General features: G+C 33.7%; 14 protein-coding genes and 1 pseudogene. 8 read left to right on the forward strand and 7 right to left on the reverse strand.

Annotation, left to right across the window (positions count from 1 at the left end; all coding sequences use genetic code 11):
* Positions 1–260: 260 nt before the first annotated feature.
* The 7 genes from ICJ85_RS15255 to ICJ85_RS15285 all read right to left on the reverse strand — a co-directional run bounded on the left by ICJ85_RS15255 (position 261) and on the right by ICJ85_RS15285 (position 11,339).
* Positions 261–1,349, reverse strand: a complete 1,089-nt coding sequence (locus tag ICJ85_RS15255; protein WP_188224669.1) for an acyltransferase family protein — start codon at positions 1,347–1,349, stop codon at positions 261–263.
* A 65-nt stretch (positions 1,350–1,414) separates the two neighbouring features.
* A complete protein-coding gene (locus ICJ85_RS15260; protein ID WP_188224670.1) occupies positions 1,415–2,308 on the reverse strand; it encodes a PKD domain-containing protein in 894 nt (297 codons plus the stop codon).
* Positions 2,309–2,339: 31 nt separating this feature from the next.
* On the reverse strand, positions 2,340–3,692 hold the full coding sequence (locus ICJ85_RS15265; protein WP_188224671.1) for a DUF4832 domain-containing protein: 1,353 nt from the start codon (positions 3,690–3,692) through the stop codon (positions 2,340–2,342).
* Positions 3,693–3,711: 19 nt separating this feature from the next.
* Positions 3,712–5,064, reverse strand: a complete 1,353-nt coding sequence (locus ICJ85_RS15270; protein WP_188224672.1) for a Gfo/Idh/MocA family protein — start codon at positions 5,062–5,064, stop codon at positions 3,712–3,714.
* 81 nt (positions 5,065–5,145) lie between these two features.
* Entirely contained in the window at positions 5,146–6,618 is a 1,473-nt protein-coding gene (locus ICJ85_RS15275) for a RagB/SusD family nutrient uptake outer membrane protein (protein WP_188224673.1), read from the reverse strand.
* 10 nt (positions 6,619–6,628) lie between these two features.
* A complete protein-coding gene (locus ICJ85_RS15280; RefSeq protein WP_188224674.1) occupies positions 6,629–10,051 on the reverse strand; it encodes a SusC/RagA family TonB-linked outer membrane protein in 3,423 nt (1,140 codons plus the stop codon).
* A 151-nt stretch (positions 10,052–10,202) separates the two neighbouring features.
* Positions 10,203–11,339, reverse strand: coding sequence for a FecR family protein (locus ICJ85_RS15285; protein WP_188224675.1), 1,137 nt, complete (start codon positions 11,337–11,339; stop codon positions 10,203–10,205).
* Positions 11,340–11,490: 151 nt separating this feature from the next.
* Here ICJ85_RS15285 and ICJ85_RS15290 point away from each other — a divergent pair, with 151 nt between their 5' ends.
* The 8 genes and pseudogenes from ICJ85_RS15290 to ICJ85_RS15325 all read left to right on the forward strand — a co-directional run bounded on the left by ICJ85_RS15290 (position 11,491) and on the right by ICJ85_RS15325 (position 25,969).
* Positions 11,491–12,081 carry an RNA polymerase sigma factor gene (locus ICJ85_RS15290; protein WP_188224676.1) on the forward strand — a complete coding sequence of 197 codons (591 nt, stop codon included), beginning with the start codon at positions 11,491–11,493 and terminating at the stop codon, positions 12,079–12,081.
* A 188-nt stretch (positions 12,082–12,269) separates the two neighbouring features.
* Positions 12,270–14,972 (forward strand): hybrid sensor histidine kinase/response regulator transcription factor, encoded by a 2,703-nt coding sequence (locus tag ICJ85_RS15295; RefSeq protein ID WP_188224677.1) that lies wholly within the window; start codon positions 12,270–12,272, stop codon positions 14,970–14,972.
* A gap of 256 nt (positions 14,973–15,228) precedes the next feature.
* Positions 15,229–16,539: pseudogene (locus tag ICJ85_RS15300) on the forward strand (sugar porter family MFS transporter); the annotation flags it as partial.
* Positions 16,540–16,590: 51 nt separating this feature from the next.
* Positions 16,591–18,159, forward strand: a complete 1,569-nt coding sequence (locus ICJ85_RS15305) for a glycoside hydrolase family 32 protein (protein WP_188224696.1) — start codon at positions 16,591–16,593, stop codon at positions 18,157–18,159.
* Positions 18,160–18,176: 17 nt separating this feature from the next.
* A complete protein-coding gene (locus ICJ85_RS15310; protein WP_188224678.1) occupies positions 18,177–21,275 on the forward strand; it encodes a SusC/RagA family TonB-linked outer membrane protein in 3,099 nt (1,032 codons plus the stop codon).
* A 15-nt stretch (positions 21,276–21,290) separates the two neighbouring features.
* Positions 21,291–22,985 carry a RagB/SusD family nutrient uptake outer membrane protein gene (locus tag ICJ85_RS15315; RefSeq protein WP_188224679.1) on the forward strand — a complete coding sequence of 565 codons (1,695 nt, stop codon included), beginning with the start codon at positions 21,291–21,293 and terminating at the stop codon, positions 22,983–22,985.
* A gap of 24 nt (positions 22,986–23,009) precedes the next feature.
* Positions 23,010–24,398 carry a DUF4960 domain-containing protein gene (locus ICJ85_RS15320; RefSeq protein ID WP_188224680.1) on the forward strand — a complete coding sequence of 463 codons (1,389 nt, stop codon included), beginning with the start codon at positions 23,010–23,012 and terminating at the stop codon, positions 24,396–24,398.
* Positions 24,399–24,409: 11 nt separating this feature from the next.
* The gene (locus ICJ85_RS15325) at positions 24,410–25,969 is read left to right on the forward strand and encodes a glycoside hydrolase family 32 protein (RefSeq protein WP_188224681.1); all 1,560 of its coding nucleotides are present in this window, start codon (positions 24,410–24,412) and stop codon (positions 25,967–25,969) included.

Raw genomic sequence — 25,969 nt, forward strand, 5'->3', positions numbered from 1 at the left:
AAACCGTTGATTTTGAAAGAATTTAATCTTAGTAGCGGGAACAGGACTCGAACCTGTGACCTTCGGGTTATGAGCCCCAAGACTTCCATTTAAAAAACCATTTTACTGGGGTTTTCCGCTGTTAATTTACTTAAATCGTATGCTAAAACGTATGCAGCTTTAGTTTTCTGATTATTCAATCTAATATACAAATTTAATGATATAATAAAAATTGTTTTTCCTCTTTGCAAGCAATGCCAATTTAGAATTGATATTGCATATTATATTTTTATATAAGTCTGATTTTTATACATATACCACAAAATTAAATATAGTAAACCTGATCCTGCAACAACCGTTAAAGGCTCATAATATCTACCTGTAAACTGTTCTAAGCCAAATAATACTTGTTTTGATATGTCTGAAAAATCAATAATGTGAGATAAAACATATGCCGTAATGGCATTTACACCTATAACTTTTAGTAAAAAGGCCCACTTTGTATGTCCTTTTACATCAATAATCCAATAGAAGCCAGCCAGAAAAATAAACGAAATTCCAGACGTTAATAAAACAAAAGTACTGGTCCATATTTTTTTTACCACTGGATGCCAAATATTTAATAACAAGGCTACAACTATTGCTAACAATCCACAAAGCATTAATTGTTTTAAAATCGTTTTTGATGACAAACCTGAACGAAGAATCTCTCCTGCAAAAAGGCCTGAAAGCGTTGTTGCTGTAAAACCTAATCCACTTAAAAGCCATGTATATTGATAACCATCATCAAATTGCCCAAAGACATAGTGATCAATATAAAGGGCTATATTTTTATCTGGCAGAACCAAACTCTTACCTAATCCTGGTACTGGTGCATACTCAAGTAGGACACTGTAAACAATTAAACATAGAACAAAAAAAACATATCTTGCCGTTTTATTCAAATGAATATAAGCTATACATGCAAACAAATATCCGACGGCTATGGCCTGAAGCGTATTACTAAATATCTGAAACTTATTTATATCAAAATGCAGTAAATTTCCCTGAACAATCCACCCTAATGCAAAAAGAATAGTAAACCTTTTAATTAAATGTGGGTACAATTGCAATTTACTGCCAACCTCATCTACACGTCTACCTAAAGAAAAAGGAATAACAACTCCTACAACAAACAAAAAGAGTGGCATTATTATATCGTAAAAATGAAAACCAAACCATTCTGGATGAGAAAATTGATTCGCCATGGATTGAGTAAATTTTGTTTGTGAGGCTTCATTTAAACTATAAAAAAAACGATCTGCAAAAATGATCATTAACATATCAAATCCTCTTAAGACGTCGATAGACATTAAGCGCTTGTTCTCCATATTTTAAAATTTAACAAAAAATCCCGGAACCTTATTAAATGAAAAGCTTCCGGGATTAATGTATTTTACTCACAAAGACTTATTTCTTCAATAGGAATTTCGTAAACAACAAAACTACTTGTTGCCGTTACTTTTGGAAAGCTTCCAACTCCTGCCCAACCACTAGTCATTTCTGTAAAAGCGAACCCAATAGTAGAACCAAGGGAACCTAACTGTGTTTTAGGTATACTAAACTCTACAGCATTATTTTGAGCATTTAAACTTATTATACCGGATGAAATCATGTTTTGACTTTGTCCTAGCCAATTCCATGCCCATCCACCATTTGGATCTGTATGCTCATAAAAAGCTCCCCAAGAATTGCTTAGAAGAGGACCTTCAAATAAATAATCAGCTCCAGAACCATTAGGCCATTGCCAACTTAAAAATCCAGAAGCTGAATCTCCATCAGAATTAATAAATATATCTACTAATTCCATTTTCATATTTGTGTTACCTTCTAAATACACATTTATATTATCCCCTTTTCCCCAAACTTTAATCTTTTGTACAGACACTCCATCTAACTCTTCATACAGATAATCTATATCTGACCAGTCCTCAAAACTACCATCTATCGCAATTTCAACATCTAAAACCTCTGGAGCTACTATTGTTTTGGTAACATAAGCCTCCTGACCTTCTTGATTAATTGCTGTTAAAGTAACTTCAATTTCTCCTCCAACAGTTACATATCTATATTTTGGATTTTCCTTTTCACAATAAAAACTCAAATCTCCAAAGTCCCACCTGTAGGTTGTAGCTCCCTGAGACAAGTTTGTAAACGAGAATAAGCTTCCATCATTTTCAAAAGAAAAATCAGCAATTATATCTGATTCTGAACTAGCTGAATCATCCGATCCACAACCCACAAGGAATGAAAAGGAAATAACGTAGAATAAAAATTTTATATTTTTCATGATTAGTTTTTAATTAAAATAAGTTTTAAGATTAGTTTATCTTTAAAGTATGTAATAGGTTGTTCATACCATCAGAAGACTCCCAAGTACCTGTATTTGCCAACCGAATTGCATATTCAGATCTTTCTTTAAGTGCCTCTGAACTATCTTCTATTTTTAAAAACAGTTGATATTCACCAGCAGGTATGCCTGAAAGATTTACAGATTCTGTTAAATTGTAATCTACATTCGGCAAAACCTTTCTTATGTCTAGATTCAATTCCCTTTTATATGTAGTACCATCTTTTGATTTAAAAACTAAAAAAGATTTTTTCACATTGTAAACAGGAGCAAAACCAACATTTTTTATAACTAGGTTAAGTTGATAATTGCTGTTTTCACTCACCTCATTTTTAAAGTTTCCTGTTTTTAATGAAAGGCGATACCCTAATTTCCTTTGAAAGTCATTAAAACAATTATTGGCTCTCCATTCATCCAGAACCGGTCCATAATAGTCAAGGTTTAAATATGACCACTTTAATAAAGACATTTCTATTTCTGATTTCGAGCAACTGGCAATGGGAACATCGGTTGGAGGACAAGTTTCACCTCCTGTTGGGACAAAAAAAGCTTCTTTACTTATATAAGTCTTTTCGGCACTCACATTTTGATATGTACCATAATCATCTGCGCTAGCCAAAAAGCAGTCGTTATGAAAACCTACCCTGGCAAGATCAGAGGTGCCATATCCCACATCTGCTCCAATCGCCTCAGAATAATTAAAAATGTTTTGCTTATATAATGGTGCCCTAACTTGTATTTTTATTTCCTTTGGAAATACTTCCAACATTTTTGTTAATACAGCTCTCCTACCTTCGGTATTAGCCAAACCATTACTTGAATAGTACCATTCTCCCCACGCACCTATAAAACCTGCCTGAACAAATGCTATAACATCTGAATTTTCAGAAACCAAAGATTTTAATTGATCTAAATGCGACTCTATAATATTAAGTGAAGCATCTTCCCCATCTATATCATCAGTGTATGCAAATCGCAATATGCACTTCACGCCTGCATTACGAAATCTTTCAAAATCTGTTTTTATTAAATTCAATTGAGCAGCACTCAAATCGGAGTTCTTAAAAGCTTCTAAATAATATAACCGATTAATGATTGTGACATTCTCACTCTTCAAATCATTTAATACAGCTTCAGTAATGGGCTGCCCTTCAGACTTTACACTCCAAAGGTGCATAAAACCTCTTTCTGGGTTTGAGATCACTTCATTTGACGGTGTATAAATTACACTGCTATCATTTTGTTTTTCAATATCATCATCGCTATTACCCCCACAACTAATAATCGCATTAAAAAACAATATTATTATAAATTTATATTTCATCGTTTAGTCTTTATGTTTATTAATAGTCATTCTTAATCCAATTGTATGGTTTTCTGCTCACCCACTTTCCTCTTGTAAAATCCGGAAAATCTTGTGGAGCACCATTATTTTCAATTGAGGCTTCAGACAATGGCGTAATTGCACTCCAAGCTGCAGCATCGTATGCATCAAGAGGAGGAGCTACATTTTGTTTAGCCGATTCCACAAAGGCATTAATCACAAAAAAGTCCATTCCGCCATGCCCAGATCCTTCTGCTAAATCTCCATATGTTTTCCATAATGGGTGGTCATACTTTTTTAACCATTCTCCCGCATCATCCCATTCATCATATTTACTCACCCCCTCAATATACATGCGGTTACCATCTACTTCCCATAAACCATTAGCTCCTTGTACTCTAAAACCTAAAGAATATGGTCTTGGCAAATTGGTATCGTGAGTTACTATAATAGTTTCGCCATTTGAAGTTTCAATGGTTGAAGTAACCACATCTCCTAATTTGAAGTTTAACTTAGCATTGGGATGATCTTTGCCTCCTATATTTTCTATATAATTATGGAGCCCAATACTTTTTGTAGCGCTAGATGTAATAGACATAAATCTATTTCCTCTGTTAATGTCGCACATGGTTGCCACAGGACCTACACCGTGTGTAGGGTAAACATCTCCATTTCTTAATAAAGAATGTTGTGTTCTCCAAACCGATTCGGAAATCCCCTTTTTTCCAAATTCAGCTCCAATGCCATCTGGTGATTTACCATTATTAAACTTAATGGTTCGTAGATCATGTTGGTATCCACATCGAAAATGAACTAAATCACCAAACACATTTTTCTTTACCATGTTTAAAACAGCCAAAATATCGCGACGGTAATTAACATTTTCTAAAATCATTAAATGTGTTCCGGTTTGTTCGTGTGTATTTACGAGATCCCAACACTCTTCTAAAGTATTAGCTGCAGAAACTTCCAATCCAGTATATTTCCCTGCTTTCATAGCATCTTTAGCCATACGAGTATGCCACAACCACGGTGTAGAAATAACTACCGCATCGACTTCACTTAAAGCTAAAAGATTCAAATAATCCAACTCATTCTTTCCAAAAACAAGAGGTTTCTTGTTTCCCTTACCTGCAATTTTTTCAGTAGCTATTTCTATCCTTTTGGGATCTATATCGCAAATTGCTGTAATTTCTATATCATCTCTAAATAACAGGTTATTAAGGTGATTGGTTCCTCTTAAGCCAACCCCTATCATACCAACTTTTAATTTATCAGAAGCATTTCCTTGTCCAAAAGTTAAACTTGGCAATAAGGTTAATCCTGCGCTTACAATAGCTGTTTTTTTTATAAAATTTCTCCTTGAGTCCATTCTCTTTTAATATTTTTTCACATAGTTTTTAAATAGAGAGCTGAAAAATAGTTGCTCCAGCTCCCTAACAATCAAACTAAACTAATTATACCCTGGGTTTTGTAAAAAGGCACCTTTACCCTCACTAATTCGTGCTAAAGAAAAAGGAAATAACACCTTATAATCTGCACTTTGACTAGCGTCTCCGTTTAATTCGTTAGCATGCTCTACATACTTACCATGCCTAATTAAATCAGAACGATATTGTCCATTTTCACACCAGTATTCATGAGATCTTTCAAGAAGAATCATATCATTAAAACTATCGATATCTGAGTAATCAGATAATTGAATTGGATCTAATTGAGCCCGTTCCCTTATCTCATTAACTAGATCTATTGCTTCTTGATTAGGAGTTCCATTTTTATTAGCTAATGCTTCTGCTTTAGATAAAAGCACATCAGCATAACGGTATACTATAATATCGACTGTTGTTAGCCCTGAATTTCTATCTGCATCGGCATCAATTTTTAATGGAATAGGACCTAGTTGCATTACAGTACCCGGATTTGACCTGTTATAAGTAATTCCATCAGTACCCACATATTCAGCTATTAAATTGGTTTTTCTAACATCATTACTTTCAAATGAATCGTAAAATTTCCATGAACTTTGAATTGTAGACCATCCCCCTCTTTCTGGGTAATTTGATGGCAATACCATTAATTGCCATTGATTTTCACTTGTTCCAGCATAATCGGCAGGTACAACAAACATTATTTCTTTATTATCAATCTGAGCTTCTTTCCCAAACATACCAACATAATCAGGGGCTAATTCATAATAGTTCATATTCATAATAGCATTCGCTTGAGTTTCTACATCACTCCATCTTTTTTCATGTAGATATAATCTGATTAATAACATTCTTGCCAAACCTTGACTGAAACGTCCATAATTTGCTTCACTAGGTAACGGCAAATCCTGTACTGCATCTAATAAATCTTTCTCAATAAAACTCACCATATCATCATGGCTAAGTCTTGCTAAAGGCGTTTCTGTTAATGGATTTTTAAGTACTTCTAGGGGTGCTACTACTAAAGCACCATACATATCGAATAATTCATAGCTTAAAAATCCTCGAGCACATTTAATTTCGGCGATTCCTCTCTTTTTCAAGTTATCATTAACGCTAGAGTTTTCTATCCTGTCAATACTTAAAGTCATACTACTTATCTTATTGTAAAAATCATCGTAGTACCTCGTAAACGTTGAAGAGGTTTGATTATAACTATGTAACGTTGCTTCTTGCTGCTGACCAAAAGCGCCTTGCAAAATCTCAGTAGTTGCATCTAATGTAAACATAAGTCCACGCTCAGATGTAGAATGAATGCCATCGGCCCAGGAACCTCTTAACGGATAATATGCAGCAGCCACTAAAGCTTCCACATCTGCTTCTGATGAAGGAAATATAGCCGGATTAATTTCATCATAATTTACCGATTCTAATTCCGGACTACAGGCTACAGAAAATATAATTATACTGGCTATTAAATATTTTATAATGCTTTTCATAATCTAATTTTTAAAATTTTAAATCTATCCCTATTGAATAGGTTTTAACATTTGGATAAGCTGCTACATAAGAATCTGTTTCAGGGTCAACTCCGTTGTAAGGTGTTATAACAAAAAGATTTTGCGCATCAAATCGAATAGCAGCACTAGTTAACAATTGCCCCATCCACTTACTTGGTAAATTATATGCTAAGGATAAATTTTGAAGCCTGATAAACCAGGCATCCTGCAAGAAGAAGTCTCCTGAATCGTATTGTGTAAATCCAAAATGAGAGGCAGGTCGCGTATTAGTTGGATTGTCTGGAGTCCATCTATCAAATACACTAGTAAGAGCATTTCTTCCATTGGTAGCTACTCCCAAAGCGCTTACTCCCATGGCGAAGTCTGTTGGATCTACCAGTTTTCTACCAAACATCCCATTGAAATGAAATTTAAGATCGAAATTTTTATAGGTAATTCTATTACTAAAGCCTGCAATAAAATCTGGATCTGTAGCCCCCATTAAAACAATATCGGCATCATCAATTCTTCCGTCCGGCTCTCCTGTTGGAATAAATTTCCCTTGCTCATCAACTATAGGATTTCCAAATTCATCTCTGGAATATCCATTAATATCTTTAAGTTTAATTTGACCTGGAAATAAATCTGGTTGTGCAGGCACAACCTCTCCAATTTGCATAACCCCATCAGACAAATAAGAGTACCGAGCTCTTATTGGATCATTATCTTGTTGATAAATCGCCGGTTTCCAATCTTCAGCTCTTTCTTTCCAGCTATCTTTAAATTTTGAAAATGTCAACGTGCTTTCCCATCTAAAATCTCCACTATCAACATTTACAGTATTTAAAGTAACCTCTACTCCTTTACTTTGAGTACTTCCTATATTTGCCCAAACAGAATTAATTTCGTTATATGAATTAATAGGCTTTACTTGAAGTAGGTCTGAAATCTCCTTGTTATAAACTTCAACGGAACCAGAAACGATACCTTTAAAAAGCTGAAAATCTAATCCGAAATTTAACTCTTTAGTTGTTTCCCATTTTAAGTCTGGGTTTTCTAATCTTGACGGGAAAACTCCAATTAATATAGACTCATCAGGATTTAAATAAGCAGGCTGTGCATAGTAAGCAGCAAAAGCATTAGAACCAATATCTGCGTTACCTGTTTCTCCATAACCAATTCTTAATTTTAACTGAGAAATCTGATCTTGAATATTCTTCATGAATGACTCCTCGGCTATATCCCAACCCAATGCTAAAGATGGAAATATAGCGAATCTATTATTTCTTGAAAAAACACTTGATCCATCACGACGAATAGTAGACGATAAGATATATTTGTCTTTATAAACATAATTTACACGTCCAAAGAAAGAGACTAAATTGTCTTCCCTTTTGGTTGAGCCAAGCACTTTTGTACCTGCTCCTGCATTTAGATTATTCCATAAAAAAGCATCAGTTATAAAATCACTATTTCCTGAATTAGCACTTTCCGATCTATATTTTTGACGAGAGTACCCTACTAAAAAACTCAAATTATGTTCTTCATCAAAAATTGTAGAATAATTTAGAGTCATATCTAATAACTCATCATTCTTTTTTTGACTTGCAATTGATGCTTTTCCGTTTTCTAAAGCACCCCACAGTGTTGTTCTTGGTAAATAAGTATTTCTTCCACTATAACCTTGATCTATTCCCATTTGCACCCTTGCAGTTAATCCTTTTATAGGTTTCAATTCTGCGAAGAAATTAGTAAGAGTTCTGTCAATTACACCTTCATCTGTTATTGTTAAAAGAGAGTAAGGATTGGGTTCTAAGGCATTATCTGGGTTAATAGGATAATTCCCTTCTTCATCTATAGCTTGTATATGAGGACCATACTGCAATGCTGATCGTATAATTCCGGAATTTTCAAATTGGTCTCCTCCCAACTGGCTATTAGAATTATTAATTCTACTCATAGAAAGATTCATACCAAAACTTAAAAAGTTGGTTATTTTCTGGTCTAAATTGAAGCGTAAAGACGTTCTATCGAAAGCCGAATTTTTAAGAACCCCGTCTTGCTTATATAAGTTACCAGACAAATAATATTTTGTTGAATTTGTTCCCCCACTTAAAGACAAATTATGTTGCTGAGTACTTCCATCTCTTGTAACTAACGACAACCAATCTGTACCTTGACCTGCATTATTAATTTGCTCGTCTGAATAAAATCTGGTAAAAGGAATCCCATTAACAGGATTTGAAATAGCTTCTTCCAAAGTTTTATCACTATAAGGGTAAATTCTATTTAAAAAAGCCCAATTTTCAAAAGCAGCTTCATTTCTTAATTGCATCCAGTCCTTCAATCCTAACAATTTATAGCTATCATTATAGGCTTGAAAAGAGTACGATGCAGAATAAGCAACTTGTACCTTCCCCTCTTTTCCTTTTTTACTAGTAATTAAAATAACACCATTTGCAGCTCTTGCACCATAAATAGAAGTTGCACTCGCATCTTTTAATACTGATATCGATTCTATATCATTAGGGTTAAATGAATTTAAAATACTTTGAGTTCCTCCGTCATATCTATTTCCTGAATCTGGCTGCTGAAATTCGGTTATAGGAAAACCATCTATAACAATTAATGGTTGGTTACTTGCATTTACTGAACCTGCACCACGAATTAAAAAATCTAATCCACCGCCAGGTTGAGCACTATTTTGAACAATTTGTAATCCAGCTGCTTTTCCTCTTAAAGCATCTCCTACCGAAGGCGACGAAGATAAAACAAGATCTTCCCCTTTAACAGTTGAAATCGCACCGGCCACATCCTTTTTTCTTTGTGTACCATACCCCACAAGAACAACTTCTTCTAAACTGTTATTGTCTACTTTTAAACCAATATCTAAAAACGATGCTTCTGTAATTTGTATTTCTTGAGTTACATACCCCAAAAATGAAACAACCAAAACGGCACCTTGATTAGTGACTTTTAAAGAAAAGTTTCCATCAAAATCAGACTGAACCCCGTTTGCAGTTCCCTTTTCCAAAATATTCGCTCCAGGCAAAGGCTGTCCATTTTCATCGGTTATTCGTCCTGTAATTTCAATGCCCTGACCATCTGGTTTAATCAAGTCTGGACTACTAATTTTCTCAACAATAATTACATCATCCTGAGACAATCTATAACTCACCTTGCTTTTTGAAAAAATATCCTCCAAAAGTGACTTCAATTCTATTTCTCCTTTTTTTAATTGTACCGAAGGAGCTTTCTTGAATAATTCTTCTGGATACAGAAAACTGTATTCCGTTTGTTTTAAAATAATTTTGAATACCTCATCGACTGGAATTTCAATGTCTTTTTCAATAATTATTTTTTCCTGGGAAAAACCGTCGATGGAGCTAAATCCAAAGACCGTAGTGCAAATCAAAAAAACAAATACTTTCATAATAGTTTGAAGTAGCCGCTTTGTTATAAGCAGCCTGAGATAATTAAATTTAATTTCCATAAATTTGACGTGTGTTGGTTTAGTTAAACATTAAATTAATACATGATTTAGGGATGAAGCGAAACGGCGAAATTTCAATACTTCATCCCTTTTATTTTAATACTATAGTCTTATTAATGACTTCATAATTTTCAATTATTCCAAAACCGCGAATAATTTCAAGTATTTCATCAATCTTTACGTTTTTCTTTAAAGCTCCATTAAATCTTTTACCCTCGGCTAGTTGATTTTCAAAAACAAAATCTACATCATACCATCTCGACATTACTTTAGTAATTTCCTTTAAAGATTTACCTTCAAAAGAAAATACGCCATCTTTCCATGACACTTCGTTATATGTTAACACTTGCTGAACTTCAATTGTCTTCCTTTCTACATTAAGATTTGCCTGCTGATTAGGAAGTAAGTTTTGTTTTTGCAGTCCTGAACTAACTTCTACCTTACCTTCTACTAATGTTGTGTAAATATTAGACTCATCGTTATAAGCCTTAATGTTAAACTCTGTACCCAATACCTCGACTTCTTGCGATCGATTAATCACTTTAAATCTAGCGCCCTTATTTTCAGAACTAGGAGTAACATCAAAATAAGCCTCTCCATAAAGTAATTCTACTTCACGACTTTTACCTTCAATAAACTTAACAGGATAGCGTAATTTTGAATCTGAATTCAGCCAAACTTGAGTTCCATCAGATAATTTTATAAAAAACTGACCACCTCTAGGAATAGTTAAGATATTATATACCAATTCTTCAGAAGCATTCTTGTTATATGCTATTTGTTTTCCATCACTAGAAGCATTCTTTGCATTAAAAGCGACTCCCTCTTCTAATTGAATAGTTTCCCCAGTCTCTAAGGTTAAAATAGCTCTATCACTACCTATTTTTATGTTACTAGATGATATTATTGGACTTTCATCTAATTCATTATCAAACAATACATTTTTAAATAAATACCCAGACATCATGACTCCAACTAACACAGCGGCTGCTACATAATACCATCTTTTTATTTTAAATACTTTATTTTGATCACTAATTACTTGCTTAACTCGCTCTAAACTTCCTACTTCATCAATGTCATTACACAACATGTTAATGTTGTAATTTTCACGAACAAATTTTTCAAACTTTTTCTTGTTTTTATCTTTCTCAAGCCAATCAAGTAGTATTTCTAATTCTTCTTTAGAAATTGTATCTGTTAAATATTTTACTATTAAATTCTTCATTATTAAAAAATGATTGTTTTCTATTTCTTTTTATTATATCGTTACAACTTTTTAAAAACCCTTAGTTATAATTTATTTTTTTTTGTTTTTTTGTGTGTATCTTTCAAATTCAAACTCGCAAATCTTAACTAAAGACCTATTAATAGCTACAATGGAGGATTGGGATCTTATCACCAAAATATCTGCAAACAATAGAGAGGCATTTGATACTTTATATAAAAAATATTATCGTCTGTTAGTAAATTATATAAGATCTTATACTCACGATTTACAGCAAGCTGAAGATATTGTTCAACAAGTTTTTATTAATCTCTGGCTGGAACGTCAGGAGTTAAAAATAAGTAACACAGTAAAGGCTTACCTCTATTGGGTTTCTTATACCGAATATTTAGATATTTATAGAAAAACTAAGCGGCGTTCTGATATTTTAGATGAACTGAAATTATCAGCTTTGAAGGATGTGATTTCCGAAGACCAATTTTATACCGAATTAAAAATTAAAAGATTAAAGCAGCTTATAGAAACATTACCTCCAACATCTAAAGAAGTGCTTAAACTGAATAAATTTCAAGGTTTAAAATATAGCGAAATAGCAGAAAAACTAAACATATCCGTAAAAACTGTAGAATCTCATATGAGAACAGCTTTTAAACACATAAGAAAAGGATTTAAAAATCATGGTATTTATTTTCATTCATTTTTTAAATGTTATGAGTCTCTTTTAAAAAAAGCATTTAATTAAAAATAATATCTATATTCTTATTAAAACAATTTTAAAAATCTACCTTCAATAACAAAATACTCTTGGAAGAAATGAGTCAAATTTCTATTAATCCCACTTTTAATTAATATAATGTGGTAGTTTTGGGATTAACCAAATTTACTAAACTCTTTCTTACTGTAATTTTCATATCGTTTACCTTTACTATCATGAGAAATAGCCAACTTATTCTGATATTTTTTTTCACAATAATACTTTTTAACTGTCAAAACACACAGGTTAAAAAACACAATATAGGATTTTCTCAATGCCTAAGCGATCATATGTGGAGAAATGCCATGAATCATTCTATGCAAATTCAAGCTTCACTAAATCATAATGAAATTGATCTTACAAAGTTTGAAGCTCATGGTAGTACTAAAGTACAAATAGCACAAATAGAGGAAATGATTAAGAATAAATATGATTTAATTATCGTTTCTCCTCTAGTTCAAGACAGTATTGTTCCGGTTATAGAAAAAGCATACGATGCCGGAATTCCAATTATTCTTTTAGACCGAAAAATTAATTCTGACAAATACACTGCTTTTGTTGGGGCTGACAACTTGGAAGTAGGACAAACAGCTGCCAAATACATTTTATCTAACTCTCAACAAAAAAACATACATGTTTTAGAAATAAAAGGTATTGGAAATTCATCTCCTGTAGAAGAAAGAAGCTTAGGTTTTCATCATGAAATTCAAAACAACCCAAATATTAACATTGTTAAAACTATTGAAGGAGTCAATCCTACCGAAATAGTAAAAACTTTAGATTCTTTAGGACCTAGAGGTATTGATTACATTTATGCCTTTAATGATCAATTAGCCAAACAAGTTTGGGACTTAACCAATAAATTACAATTTGAAAAAAAACTAAAATTCATTGGAGTCGATGGATTAAACATTCCTGATGGAGGCATAGGATTGGTCCAAAACAATATTCTAAATGCAACAATTTTATACCCCACTGGTGGTGATGAAGCTATTAGACTTGCTTTAAGAATATTGAACGGAGAAAAGGTTCAAAAAAATAATATTTTACGAACAACTGTGATTGATTCTAAAAATGCGGAAATCATGAAGAATCAATTAGACAAGATAAATCAACATCAAGAAGACATTGTCGCCCAACAAAACAAAATCAATGAACAAGAAAAAACATATTCTACTCAAACGAACATATTAAAACTTGTTCTAGGTCTTTTAATTACCAGTATTCTACTTGGTTCCTTTAGTATATATTCTGGTTTTAAACTTCGTAAAAAAAAGCGTGAGTTAGAACTAAGAAATAATAAAATCACAATCCAACAGGAACATATTCAAAAAATAAGTGAAGCTAAAACTAACTTTTTCACCGGTCTCTCACATGAATTTAAAACACCTATTACTCTAATCCTCTCTTCTATTGAATCAATTTCAGACAATAAATCAATTAGAGATAATAAATTAATTAGAGAGGTAGGTTTAATATTTAACAATTCTAAAAGATTATTAAGACTTATAAATCAACTCATTGACTTTCGAAAAATAGAAGACAGAAAATTCATTTTGAAAGCATCAGAAACCAACTTGTATCAATTTTCAAAATCTATTTTTAAAGATTTTGAACGTGAAGCTCAGAAAAGGAATATTAAATTTTCTATTAACACAAACAATGAATTTTTAAAAGTTTTCATCGATAGAAATTTAATGGATAAGGTATACTTTAACATTTTATCTAATGCGTTTAAGTTCACTCCTAACAATGGTACAATTAGCATTGATATCATAGATGAAGAAACTAATTTTGTAAAGATCCATTTTAGCGATTCTGGTATTGGTATTCCTGATACAGAAATGGATAAGGTTTTCATGCCCTTCTTTCAAGGTTCAAATAATAAAAAATCTAGCTCAGGCATTGGTTTACACCTTTCTAAAGAATTTATTGAATTGCATAAAGGTACTATTGAAGTAAATTCTAAAAATGGAGCGGAATTCATTATATCATTATATAAAGGCGATGTACACTTAAGTTCTGATGAAATAATTTATGAGCCTGACATAATAGAAAACCCTACTTTAAGTTTTGAGACTGACTACGAAGATGACGCTTTTATTCTTAAAAATGATATAGATGAAGACAACAAAAACACCTTATTAATAATAGAAGACAATCCTGATCTCATAAGATACCTGAACAATAAACTTTCTGCTGAATTTATTATTGAAACATGCGATGGGCATGGAGCCATTGAAAAGGCTTTTGAACTGATCCCCGATATAATTATTTGCGATGTTAACTTACCTGATAAAAATGGATTCGAAATATGCGACATTCTAAAAAAGGATTTAAGAACATCACATATTCCTTCTATTATTTTAACCGCATACGATAGTAAAGAATCATACATTCAAGGGTTAGATTCGGGTGCAGATTTGTTCCTGACAAAACCTTTCAGTTTTACCATACTTTACAGATCCATTAAAAACTTACTTTTTAACAGAGAAAAGTTGCGTAGGCATCACATAAAAAACATTTATAAAACAGAACCTACAAATGACCTTTCTAATTCTGAGCAAGAATTTATTAATGACATGAATAAACATGTTCATGAAAACATTGATGATTCCAGTTACAATGTAGAACAATTAGCTTCGGACCTAGGTATATCGAGAGTACAGCTTTATAGAAAAATAAAGGCTATATTAAATATTAACGTCAGTGACTATATCCAAAATCTACGATTAGAAAAAGCAAAAATATTACTTCAAGAATCGGCGCTTTCAATATCTGAAATAGCTTATTCGGTAGGATTTTCATCCCCAAGTTATTTCTCTCTAACCTTCAAAAACAAATTTGGTAAATCTCCAAAAATGCACAGAAAAAAATAACAGTTTCTTAATATCATATTGATTGTACTATCATATTAATACCAGTATTTTATCCCAAAATACAAGTATTTTACCATAGTAAAATGTAACTATTTTTATAATTCCAACTAAAAAAGAACAAAAAAACACAACCTCAAATAACTGAAAACCAGGTTAATAAAATCAAATTAAGTTAATTTACAATTATGTAACAATTCTTATACGGTTTACTATGTTGGATATCTAGTTTTATAGAAATTAATTTTCCAACTAAATTATGAATAAGAAAATATTGATCTGGTCTATCACGGCCGCACTTGCTGGTTTCCTATTTGGCTTTGATACAGTTGTTATATCTGGTGCCGAAAAAACATTACAACACATATGGAACTCATCTGATGTTTTTCATGGAACCGTAGTAATAGGTATGGCTTTGTGGGGAACTGTTATAGGAGCTTTACTTGGTAGCTTTCCAACAAATAAATTAGGACGTAAAAAAACCTTAATTTGGATAGGTGTATTTTATACGGTTTCTGCTATTGGCTCTGGTTTAGCCAATGACCCATATACCTTTGCTTTATTTAGATTTTTAGGTGGCTTGGGTGTTGGGGCTTCTACTATTGCTGCTCCTGCATATATCTCTGAAATAGCACCCGCAAAAGACAGAGGGAAACTGGTAGGTTTATATCAGTTTAATATTGTATTTGGCATTTTAATAGCCTTCCTATCAAATTACCTCCTAAACGGTATTGGAGAAAACGCTTGGAGATGGATGGTTGGAATTGAAGCTATACCTGCTGCCCTTTACACAATCATAGCTCTAAGTATTCCAAAAAGCCCAAGATGGTTATTAACCAAATTAAGAAACAGTGAGGCTAAAAATGTTCTTCGAGTTATTAACCCGGGAGTAGATCCAGAACAATTAATGATGGAGATTAAAGATGAAATGAAAAACACCATTCCTAACGAAAATATTTTCATGAAGAAGTATAGACTTCCTTTAATCTTAGCTTTTCTAATTGCTTTTTTCAATCAATTATCAGGTATCAATGCGTTGCTTTATTACGCGCCTAGAATACTAACCGAAGCAGGATTAGAAGAAAGTTCAGCCCTTTTAAGTAGTATTGGTGTCGGCATTACCAATTTACTCTTCACACTCCTAGGAATTACACTTATTGATAAACTAGGCAGAAAACAGCTTATGTACATCGGGTCTTTTGGATACATTATATCATTATCCCTTGTGTCTGCAGCATTTTTCTTCAATTGGGAAGGTGGAGCTGTTCCAATATTTTTATTCTTATTCATAGCAGCTCATGCTATCGGTCAAGGAACTGTAATTTGGGTATTTATTTCTGAAATTTTCCCGAACCATTTAAGAGGATACGGTCAATCCTTTGGCAGCTCTGTACACTGGGTATTGGCTGCGGTAGTTCCTTCTTTAGTTCCTGTGTTGTTTTCAACCATTGGAGCCGGAATGGTTTTCTTGTTTTTCGCTATAATGATGGTATTCCAACTTCTATTTGTAATTTTTATGATGCCGGAAACCAAAGGTATTTCTTTAGAACAATTAGGTAAAACTTTAAGTAATTCAGGTAAATCAAAAACACTCAAAAAAGTAGCTAGTGTTGCTGTAATAATGTTTTTGACTTTCTCATGTAAAGAAATTACAAAATCTAGCTTAGATAACGAAACCACCTCCGAGAATATAGTTTATACAGAAGAAACTTTATACCGTCCAAACTTCCATTTTACCCCCAAAGAAAACTGGATGAATGATCCTAACGGTATGTTTTTTTTAAATGACACTTATCACCTGTTTTTTCAATACTATCCAGAAGGAAATAAATGGGGTCCTATGCACTGGGGCCATGCTACAAGTAAAGATTTGATAACATGGACAGAAAATCCTATAGCTCTATATCCCGATGAACTAGGTTATATTTTTTCTGGTAGTGCAGTAGTAGACCTAAAGAACACTTCTGGATTTGGAGATGGTACAACTCCTCCTATAGTGGCTATTTTTACCCATCATGATCCAATTAAAGAAAAGGAAGGTCTTATTGACATCGAAAATCAAAGTATAGCCTATTCAATTGACGAAGGAAAAACCTGGATTAAGTATGCAAATAACCCTGTCTTAAAAAACCCAGGAATTAAAAACTTTAGAGATCCTAAAGTGGTTTGGGACGAAAACCATCAACAATGGGTTATGGCTCTTGCTGCAGATGACAGAACCAAATTTTATAGCTCGAAAAATTTAAAGGAATGGGCGTTCATCTCTGATTTTGGAAATGACCTTGGTGCCCATGGCGGAGTTTGGGAATGTCCTGATTTTTTTCCTATGCAATCCGAAAATTCTAATGAAACCAAATGGATTCTTCTTCAAAGTTTAAATCCTGGTGGTCCAAATGGAGGCTCTGCAACCCAATATTTCATTGGTGATTTTGATGGTAAAACATTTAAACTTGATGAAGACTTTAAAAAACAGTTAGACTTAAAAAAGGCGATCTGGCTAGATCATGGAATGGATAATTATGCTAGTGTTACTTGGAATAACACTAACGGTAAAAACCCAATATCAATAGGATGGATGTCTAACTGGTTGTATGCACAAGATGTGCCCACCGAAACCTGGAGAAGCAGTATGACTATCCCAAGAGAACTAAAACTAAATAAAACAGAAAATGGATTTTTTATTAGCTCTGAACCTGTTGATCAATTAGAAAATTATTTTTCCGATAAAATCACCAAAGAAAACATCGAATTTAATGAAAAAACAATTTTAATCGACAGTAAAACTATAGACTTAACAAAGTCTGTAATAGATATAAAACTAACCGATTTAACTACTGACGTATATACTTTCACGCTTTATAATACTATTGGAAACAACCTGAAATTCGGACTAGATAATGTTGAAAAACATCTTTTTATAGATCGTCAATCATCAGGGCTAACAAATTTCTCTGAAGCATTTGGAAAACACGTTACGAAGGCCCCTCTTACCAAAGAATATCAAGAAGCCAGGATAAAAATCATATTAGACAAAACATCGATAGAGCTTTTCTTTAACAATGGTCAAGAGGTGTTAACTGAAATATTCTTTCCAAATGAACCTTTCGACAAGTTAACAATAGAATCTTCAAGAAAAGAAGCTAAAATTTCAACTTTAAACGCGAATAAACTAAACATAAATAACAACTAACTATTAAAAACTAAATCATGAAGTATAAATTAATTATTTTATTCTTTCTACAGTTCTCAGTCCTTATGGCTCAAGATCTGGATATTAAGGGAAAGGTAGTATCTGCTGAAGACAATATGCCTTTACCTGGTGTTGCGGTTATTATAACTGGTACTTCAAAAGGAGCTGTAACCGATTTTGATGGAGACTTTATTCTAAATGGCGCATCAAAAGGAGATGTACTTCAATTCAGTTACCTTGGTTTTATTACTCAAGAGGTAACGGTTGGTGATAATTTGACAATGAATATCGCTATGAAACCGGATAATCAACAATTAGAAGAAATCGTTGTAACAGGTTATACAAAACAAAAAAAGGCAGACATTACAGGAGCTGTTGCGGTGGTTGATGTCGACGAACTAAAGAAACAAACTGAACCAAACCCCATTAAAGCTTTACAAGGTCGCCTTGCAGGGGTTAACATCTCCACAGATGGGTCTCCTAGTGGTGGAAATACTAGAATTAACATTCGTGGTATTGGTACTTTGAATAACACTGACCCGCTTTATGTTATTGATGGTGTCCCTACCAAAGCAGGAATGCACGAACTTAATCCAAACGACATTGCATCGATACAAGTGCTTAAAGACGCTTCGTCTGCAAGTATTTATGGTTCTCGTGCTTCTAACGGTGTTATTATAATAACAACAAAACAAGGAAAAGAAGGTAAAACAAAAATCAACTTAAATTATTACACTTCATTCTCTGACTATGCCAACAAACTGAATGTATTAAATGCATATGAATACGGACAAGTTTTATGGCAAGCCAATATTAACGATGGTATAAATCCGAATTCTAACAACTTAAGTTACCAATTTGATTGGGGAGTAATTGATGGGCAACCAACACTATTTAATGTTCTAGTTCCTGAATATTTAAATGATGCACAAACAATAAAAGCATCGAATACCGATTGGTATAATGAAATTTCACAACAAGGTAGAGCCAACTCCTTAGATTTATCAATGTCCAATGGTTCCGACAAAGGAGCATACATGTTTTCTTTAGGCTATTACGACAATAACGGAATTGTAAAAACAACTGAATTCAAAAGAATATCGGCCAGAATGAATTCGTCTTATAATTTCTTTGACAACAAATTAAAAATTGGTGAGAACTTCACTATTAACAGAACTAATGAAGTAACTGACCCAGGTGTACTTGACCCTGCACTAAGAGCATTACCAATTATACCAGTTCGAACTGTAGACGGACAAGGTTGGGGTGGTCCTGTAGGTGGTATGAACGATAGACAAAACCCTGTTAGAGTTCTAGATTACAACAAAGATAATGGTTATAAATATTTACGTCTTTTTGGCAACACCTTTGCAGAATTAACCCCTATTAAAAACCTGAGCCTTAGAACCAGTTTTGGTATAGATTACAATAATTATTATAAAAGAGCCATACAACGCAGCTATGTTTCAGGGTATTTAAAGAATGATCAAAATGCTGTTAATATAGATAAATCGAACACCGTAAAATGGACTTGGACAAATACAGCTCAATACGACATTAAGAAAAACAACCATAACATCAACATCCTTGCAGGTACAGAAATGTACAAAGAAGACTTTGAAAACACATGGTTAAGAAAAGAAGACTTTTTAATTGAAGACCCTGACTATTTCTACCCTGATGCAGGAACAGGAGAGTCTTACACAGGAGGTTCTGCGACTACATACAGTTTACTTTCCTATTTTGGTAAAGCCTCATATGATTACGACGGAAGATATTTATTTTCTGCAACACTAAGACATGATGGTTCTTCACGATTTGGAAAAAACAATCGCTTTGGTACTTTCCCTGCATTTTCAGCGGGATGGAGAATTAGCAACGAAGCCTTCGCTGAGAAACATCTTAAATTCTTTTCCGATTTAAAACTTAGAGCCGGATGGGGGCAAACAGGTAATCAAGAAATTAGTAATGAGGCCATATATTCACTTTACCTTGCCAATTACGCTGGAGGAGACCCTACATGGAATACATCTTATGGCACGGCATATGACCTTTCGGGTGCAGGAAGTGGCCTTCTAAATTCAGGTTTTATTGCTATTCAAACAGGAAACGATGATTTAAAATGGGAAACTACAACACAAACCAATTTAGGTCTGGATTTTGGATTCTTAAACAATGCCTTAACAGGTAGTATAGATGTATACAAAAAGAACACGGAAGACATCTTGGTTTTACCTCCATACTTAGCAATTATTGGCGAAGGCGGTAACCGTTGGGTAAATGGAGCTTCAATGGAAAATGAAGGAATTGAATTCGCTTTACAATACAAGCATTTAACCGATTATGGTTTTAGATATGAAATCTCCGGAAACATCGCAGCTAATCAAAATAAAATTACAATACTTCCTGATGAAGTAAAAAACAATTATGGTGGTAATGGTCAGGATGACAACATACTTGGCAGGCCTATCAACTCTATGTATGGTTATGTAGCTGATGGATTATTCAGATCCAACCAAGAAGTTGAAAACTCAGCCATCCAACCAGGTAAGGATCTTGGTCGCATAAGATATAAAGATTTAAATGAGGATGGATTAATTGATGATAAAGACAGAACTTGGATAGGTAACCCTAACCCTGGATTCACCTATGGTTTCAACCTTTCTTTAGAATACAAAAACTTTGACCTAACAACCTTCTGGCAGGGTGTTGGAAACGTAGACGTAATTAATCAAACTAAATATCAAACAGATTTTTGGAGTGTTGATGATGTAGGATCTAACAAAGGGGCTCGATTATTAAATGCCTGGTCTCCACAAAACTTAAATACGAATATTCCAGCATTGACCACAATTGATAACAATGCAGAATCTCGTTTTTCTACCTACTATATTGAAAATGGAAGTTATCTAAAACTTCGAGTATTACAGTTAGGATACTCGCTTCCTCAAGACCTCTTAAGTAATTACAGTATTAGTAATTTTAGAATGTATGTTAATGCACAAAACCTATTAACAATTTCTTCATCAGACTTTACGGGTGTAGATCCTGAGAATCCAGGATTTGGTTATCCCCTACCGCTTACATTCACCTTTGGTCTAAACATTTCACTTTAACAAAACTTATAAATCATGAAAAAGATTATATATATTTTTAGCTGTCTGGCTTTAACATTAACAACTTCTTGCGAAGACTTCCTAGACAACACTCCAAAAAGTGTTCTTTTTGAAGAAAGCCTTGTAACTCCAGAAAATGTAGAAGGCTTTATTACATCGGCATATGCAGCTTTAGGCAACGATCATTACGATACTCCTTTTAGCCTTTGGCCTTATGGTAACGTGAGATCTGACGACGCATACAAAGGAGGAAGCGGAACAAACGATATTCAAGCTTTTCACTTTTTTGAAGTTTCTAATAATATTCGAACAGATTTTGGGGAATTAGACAGGTTATGGTATAACTGCTATGTTGGTATTTCAAGAGCAAATAAGGCCATTGGAGCATTAAACAAAATTGATGATAACGACTTTCCGTTAAAATCAACCAGACTAGGCGAAATGCATTTCGTTAGAGCACATTTTTACTTCATGCTAAAAGTGATGTTTAAACATGTTCCTTATGTAACAGAAGAAACTTTACCAGAGGAATACAATCTTATATCAAATAGAGATTTATCCGATAATGAGCTATGGGAAGCCATTGCTTCAGATTTTGAATATGCTGCAAATCATACACCTGATAGTCAAGCTCAAGTTGGTCGAATCAACAAATATGCTGCATATGCTTATTTGGCAAAAACGAGATTATATCAAGCCTATGAGCAAGATGAAAACTATAATGTGACAAACATTAACCAACAAACATTACAAAAAGTAGTTGACGCTACAGACGAAATTTTAGGAGCTTTTTCGTTAGAGCCTGATTATGCCTTTAATTTTTTATCAGGAAGTTATGAAAATGGTCCGGAATCCATTTTCGCTATTCAATATTCTGATAACGATGGAACACTATACGGAAGGTTAAATTTTGGTGATGTACTATCAGTACCTCAAGGTCTGGGTTGTTGTGATTTTCATAAACCAAGTCAAAACCTGGTAAATGCCTTCAAAACAAACTCTGATGGGCTACCTATGTTTGACACCTATAATGATACAGATCTAGATTATCATCAATTAAACAACTACGACGTAGACCCCAGATTATATCACACGGTGGCCATACCTGGTTTGCCGTTTAAATATCATCCAGATTATACTTACGAAGAAAACTGGAACCGTTCTCCTGGCACCTATTTCTATTATGCTTCTTTAAAAGAAAACGTTCAACCAGATTGCGAATGCTTTGTTAACATTGATCCGTTCTATGGAAATTCTAAAAACAGAATTATAATTCGATATGCAGATGTGCTTCTTATGCGTGCTGAAGCACTAATTGAATTGGGCAAACATAATGACGCTCTTCCAATTATAAATGAAATTAGAAGCAGAGCTTCAGTAAGTACGACTTTAACTTCAAGCTACACATCCAATAACTTCATTAAACAATATGAAGACGGAGTAAACTGTAATTGGACACAGGACTTTGCGCGTCAGGCTTTACGCTGGGAACGTCGATTAGAATTTGCGATGGAAGGTAGTAGATTTTTTGATTTAGTAAGATGGGGAATTGCTTCTGAAACCTTGAACTCCTTCTACGCCGAAGAAAAAACAAAAATCTCATACTACTTAGAAGCTGGATTTGATAAAAACAAAGAAGAATACTGCCCTATTCCTCTTGCTCAAATAAACTTTAGTCAAGGGTTATACCAGCAAAATACAGGATATTAAAAAGAAACTAAACAAGACAAAACGATGAAAAACATACTAACTAAAAACATAAGTGTTATTGTAAGTACAATAACGCTATTCGCTTGCCTGATATGGTCTTGCGAAGATAATTTTGATGAATCAGCTTTTGTAACCAATGTTTCTGTAAACATGGAATCGTTTGCTGTTAATGATATAGAAGGCGAAATCAATAATCAAGAAAATCTGATTACTGTTACTTTGCCTTATGGTACCGACATTTCTGCTTTAACACCTGAATTAGAAATACCAAACGGGTCTTCCATTCTACCTGAAAAGGGACAATCCATAGATTTCTCAAATACAGTTCAATATAGAGTTTCAAATGGAAACATCTACAAAACTTACAATGTAAAAATTCAAACTCAAAAACCAATAAACAGTTTTAAAATCAATGATTTAAATGCAAGCATTAACCATAATTCAAAAATTATATCTCTTACTCTGCCTGAAGGCACAGATCTCACCTCGCTTGAACCAACAATTGAAGTAACTGAAGGTGTAAGCATTACCCCTGCTTCAGGTACAGTAACCGATTTTTCAAATCCAGTAATTTATACTGTTAGTTCTGCTACATTAACTGAAGAATATACAGCTATTGTAACGACCCCTGTTGATGGTCCTGTAATCGCATTTTTAGGAACCTCAGCTTCTTTACAAAGCATTACTAATCCAGATGAAATAGCAGCTTCAGATTGGTTATTTGAAAACTATCCTGGAGCTCAATATTTATCGTTCACAGACATCTCAAATGGAACTTCATTAGCAGATATAGATATCATTTGGTGGCATTATGATAGTGCAATAAACCTACCTACCATTGCCTTAGATGCCAGCGTTACATCTGCATTAATGAATTATCAAGCAAATGGCGGAAACCTATTGCTAACAACCTTTGCTTCTCAATATTTAGAGGCTTTAAATATTATTCCTAGCGGAAAAGGTCCTAACAATGTATTTGGAGACTTTTTACCGAATGGATTTATCGATGGTAACGATTGGGGAATGTCATTTGTAGGACATGAAGACCATCCTATTTTCTTAGGCCTTGAAACTTTTGCTCCTGGAAAAGCTAATTTATTAGAAAAAGGAACCTTTAGATTAAACCATACTGCCTGGTGGTTCTTACCGGAATGGGGTGGTTATGGAGACGGACAAGGCTGGAGAGATCAAACCGGTGGAAACAACCTTGCAAGTGAAGCTTGGGATGATGGCCTTAATGGACGAGTAACTATTGCTGAATTCCCTGGAGGAGCTACTAACATAAATACAGTTGTTATTTCCATGGGAGCCTACGATTGGTTTAATGAAAATGATACAAATGGCAACAACGGCTTTTTAGATAATATAAAAATACTAACAGCAAACAGCTTAGCCTATTTAGCTGACAACTAAAACTAAACACAATGTACTTAAAACAAAATTTTATAATCGGATTATATATCTGCCTTTTCATGTCGTGTTCAAACGATGGTGAAACATATTCGCAAACACCAATCGATACAGGTAATCAAACCGCTATATATCCACTCCCTCCTGAACAATGGATGGGTGAAACAAACCCGTATTATACTTCGGGGTATGTTGGAGATGTTATGCCTTATTTTGATAATGGTAAATTCAACCTTTTCTTTTTACATGATGCAAAAACAAAACCTGCCGGTGAAGGATTTCATGATATCCACAGTTTTGAAACATCAAACTTTACTGAGTTTGATTACAATGGCAGAATGATTCCCTATGGAACAACTGATGAACCTGATTTTGGTGTAGGAACCGGATCAGTTGTAAAAGTCGGAAACCTTTATTATTTCTACTATACGGGACATAATGGTATTCCATCATTCCTTCAAAATAACCCAAGAGAAAGTGTTCTTTGTGCTACAAGTACAGACCTTAAAACCTGGACAAAAGTTGAAGATTTTAAATTAACTGCACCTGCTGGATACTACGATTTCGATTTTAGAGATCCTCATGTGTTCTACAACGAAGAAGAAGGTAAATATTGGATGCTAATGTCTACTCAAACAAACCCTGGAAGAAAGGCTGTGGTAGCTCTATTTACAACTAGCGATCCTTCAACAAATAACTGGGAAGTTCAAAATCCTGTTTACACTACAACTTCTGAAGAAAATTATTTAATGCTTGAGTGTGCCGATATGTTTAAAATGGGATCTTATTGGTACTTGGTTTTCTCTGAAAACTGGAGTAACTATAAGGGCACTAGATACCGTATAGCCAACTCTCCTTACGGACCATGGACAACTCCTGAAACCGATCGATTTGATGGTGAATATTTATATGCAGCAAAGACTGCTACCAATGGAAACCAACGTTATCTTTTCGGTTGGACTGCAAGAAAAGCACCAGAAAACAATACAGGCAATAAAGAATGGGCCGGTAATTTAGTAATACATGAACTTGTTCAAAACACAGATGGTTCATTGCGAGTTCAACAACCAGAATCCATCAGTTCAATATTCACTAATGATGTACCTCTTGAAACAGTAGAAACATCAGGTTCTATTAACCAAACCAATAATACATTCGCACTTGATGGATCCTCTAATGAAGCTAGCGTTGTCTTCAATAGTATCAAAAAATCAAATGAAATCGCATTTGATTTCTCATACGATTCCTTAGGTGAATCCGGGATACTTTTAAATTATGAGAATGAAGGATTTTCTGCTTTCAATATAGCTTTCGAACCAGAAAATAATAGAATCACCGCTTATAATGTTATTGATGGTATTAATCAGTATGTCAACCATATTCCATTTAGTTTTTCAACAGATGAAAGTTATAACATTACGATAACCACAAATGAAGATGTATGTGTGATTTATGTAAATGACACAATAGCCTTTAGTAACAGACTTTACAATACTAGTGGAAAACAATGGGCTATTTACTCAAATAATGCCAAGGTTGAATTTTCTAATATCAGTTTAAAAAACCCTTACTAA

The organism is Aestuariibaculum marinum (genome assembly GCF_014596975.1).
Lineage (GTDB): Bacteria > Bacteroidota > Bacteroidia > Flavobacteriales > Flavobacteriaceae > Aestuariibaculum > Aestuariibaculum marinum.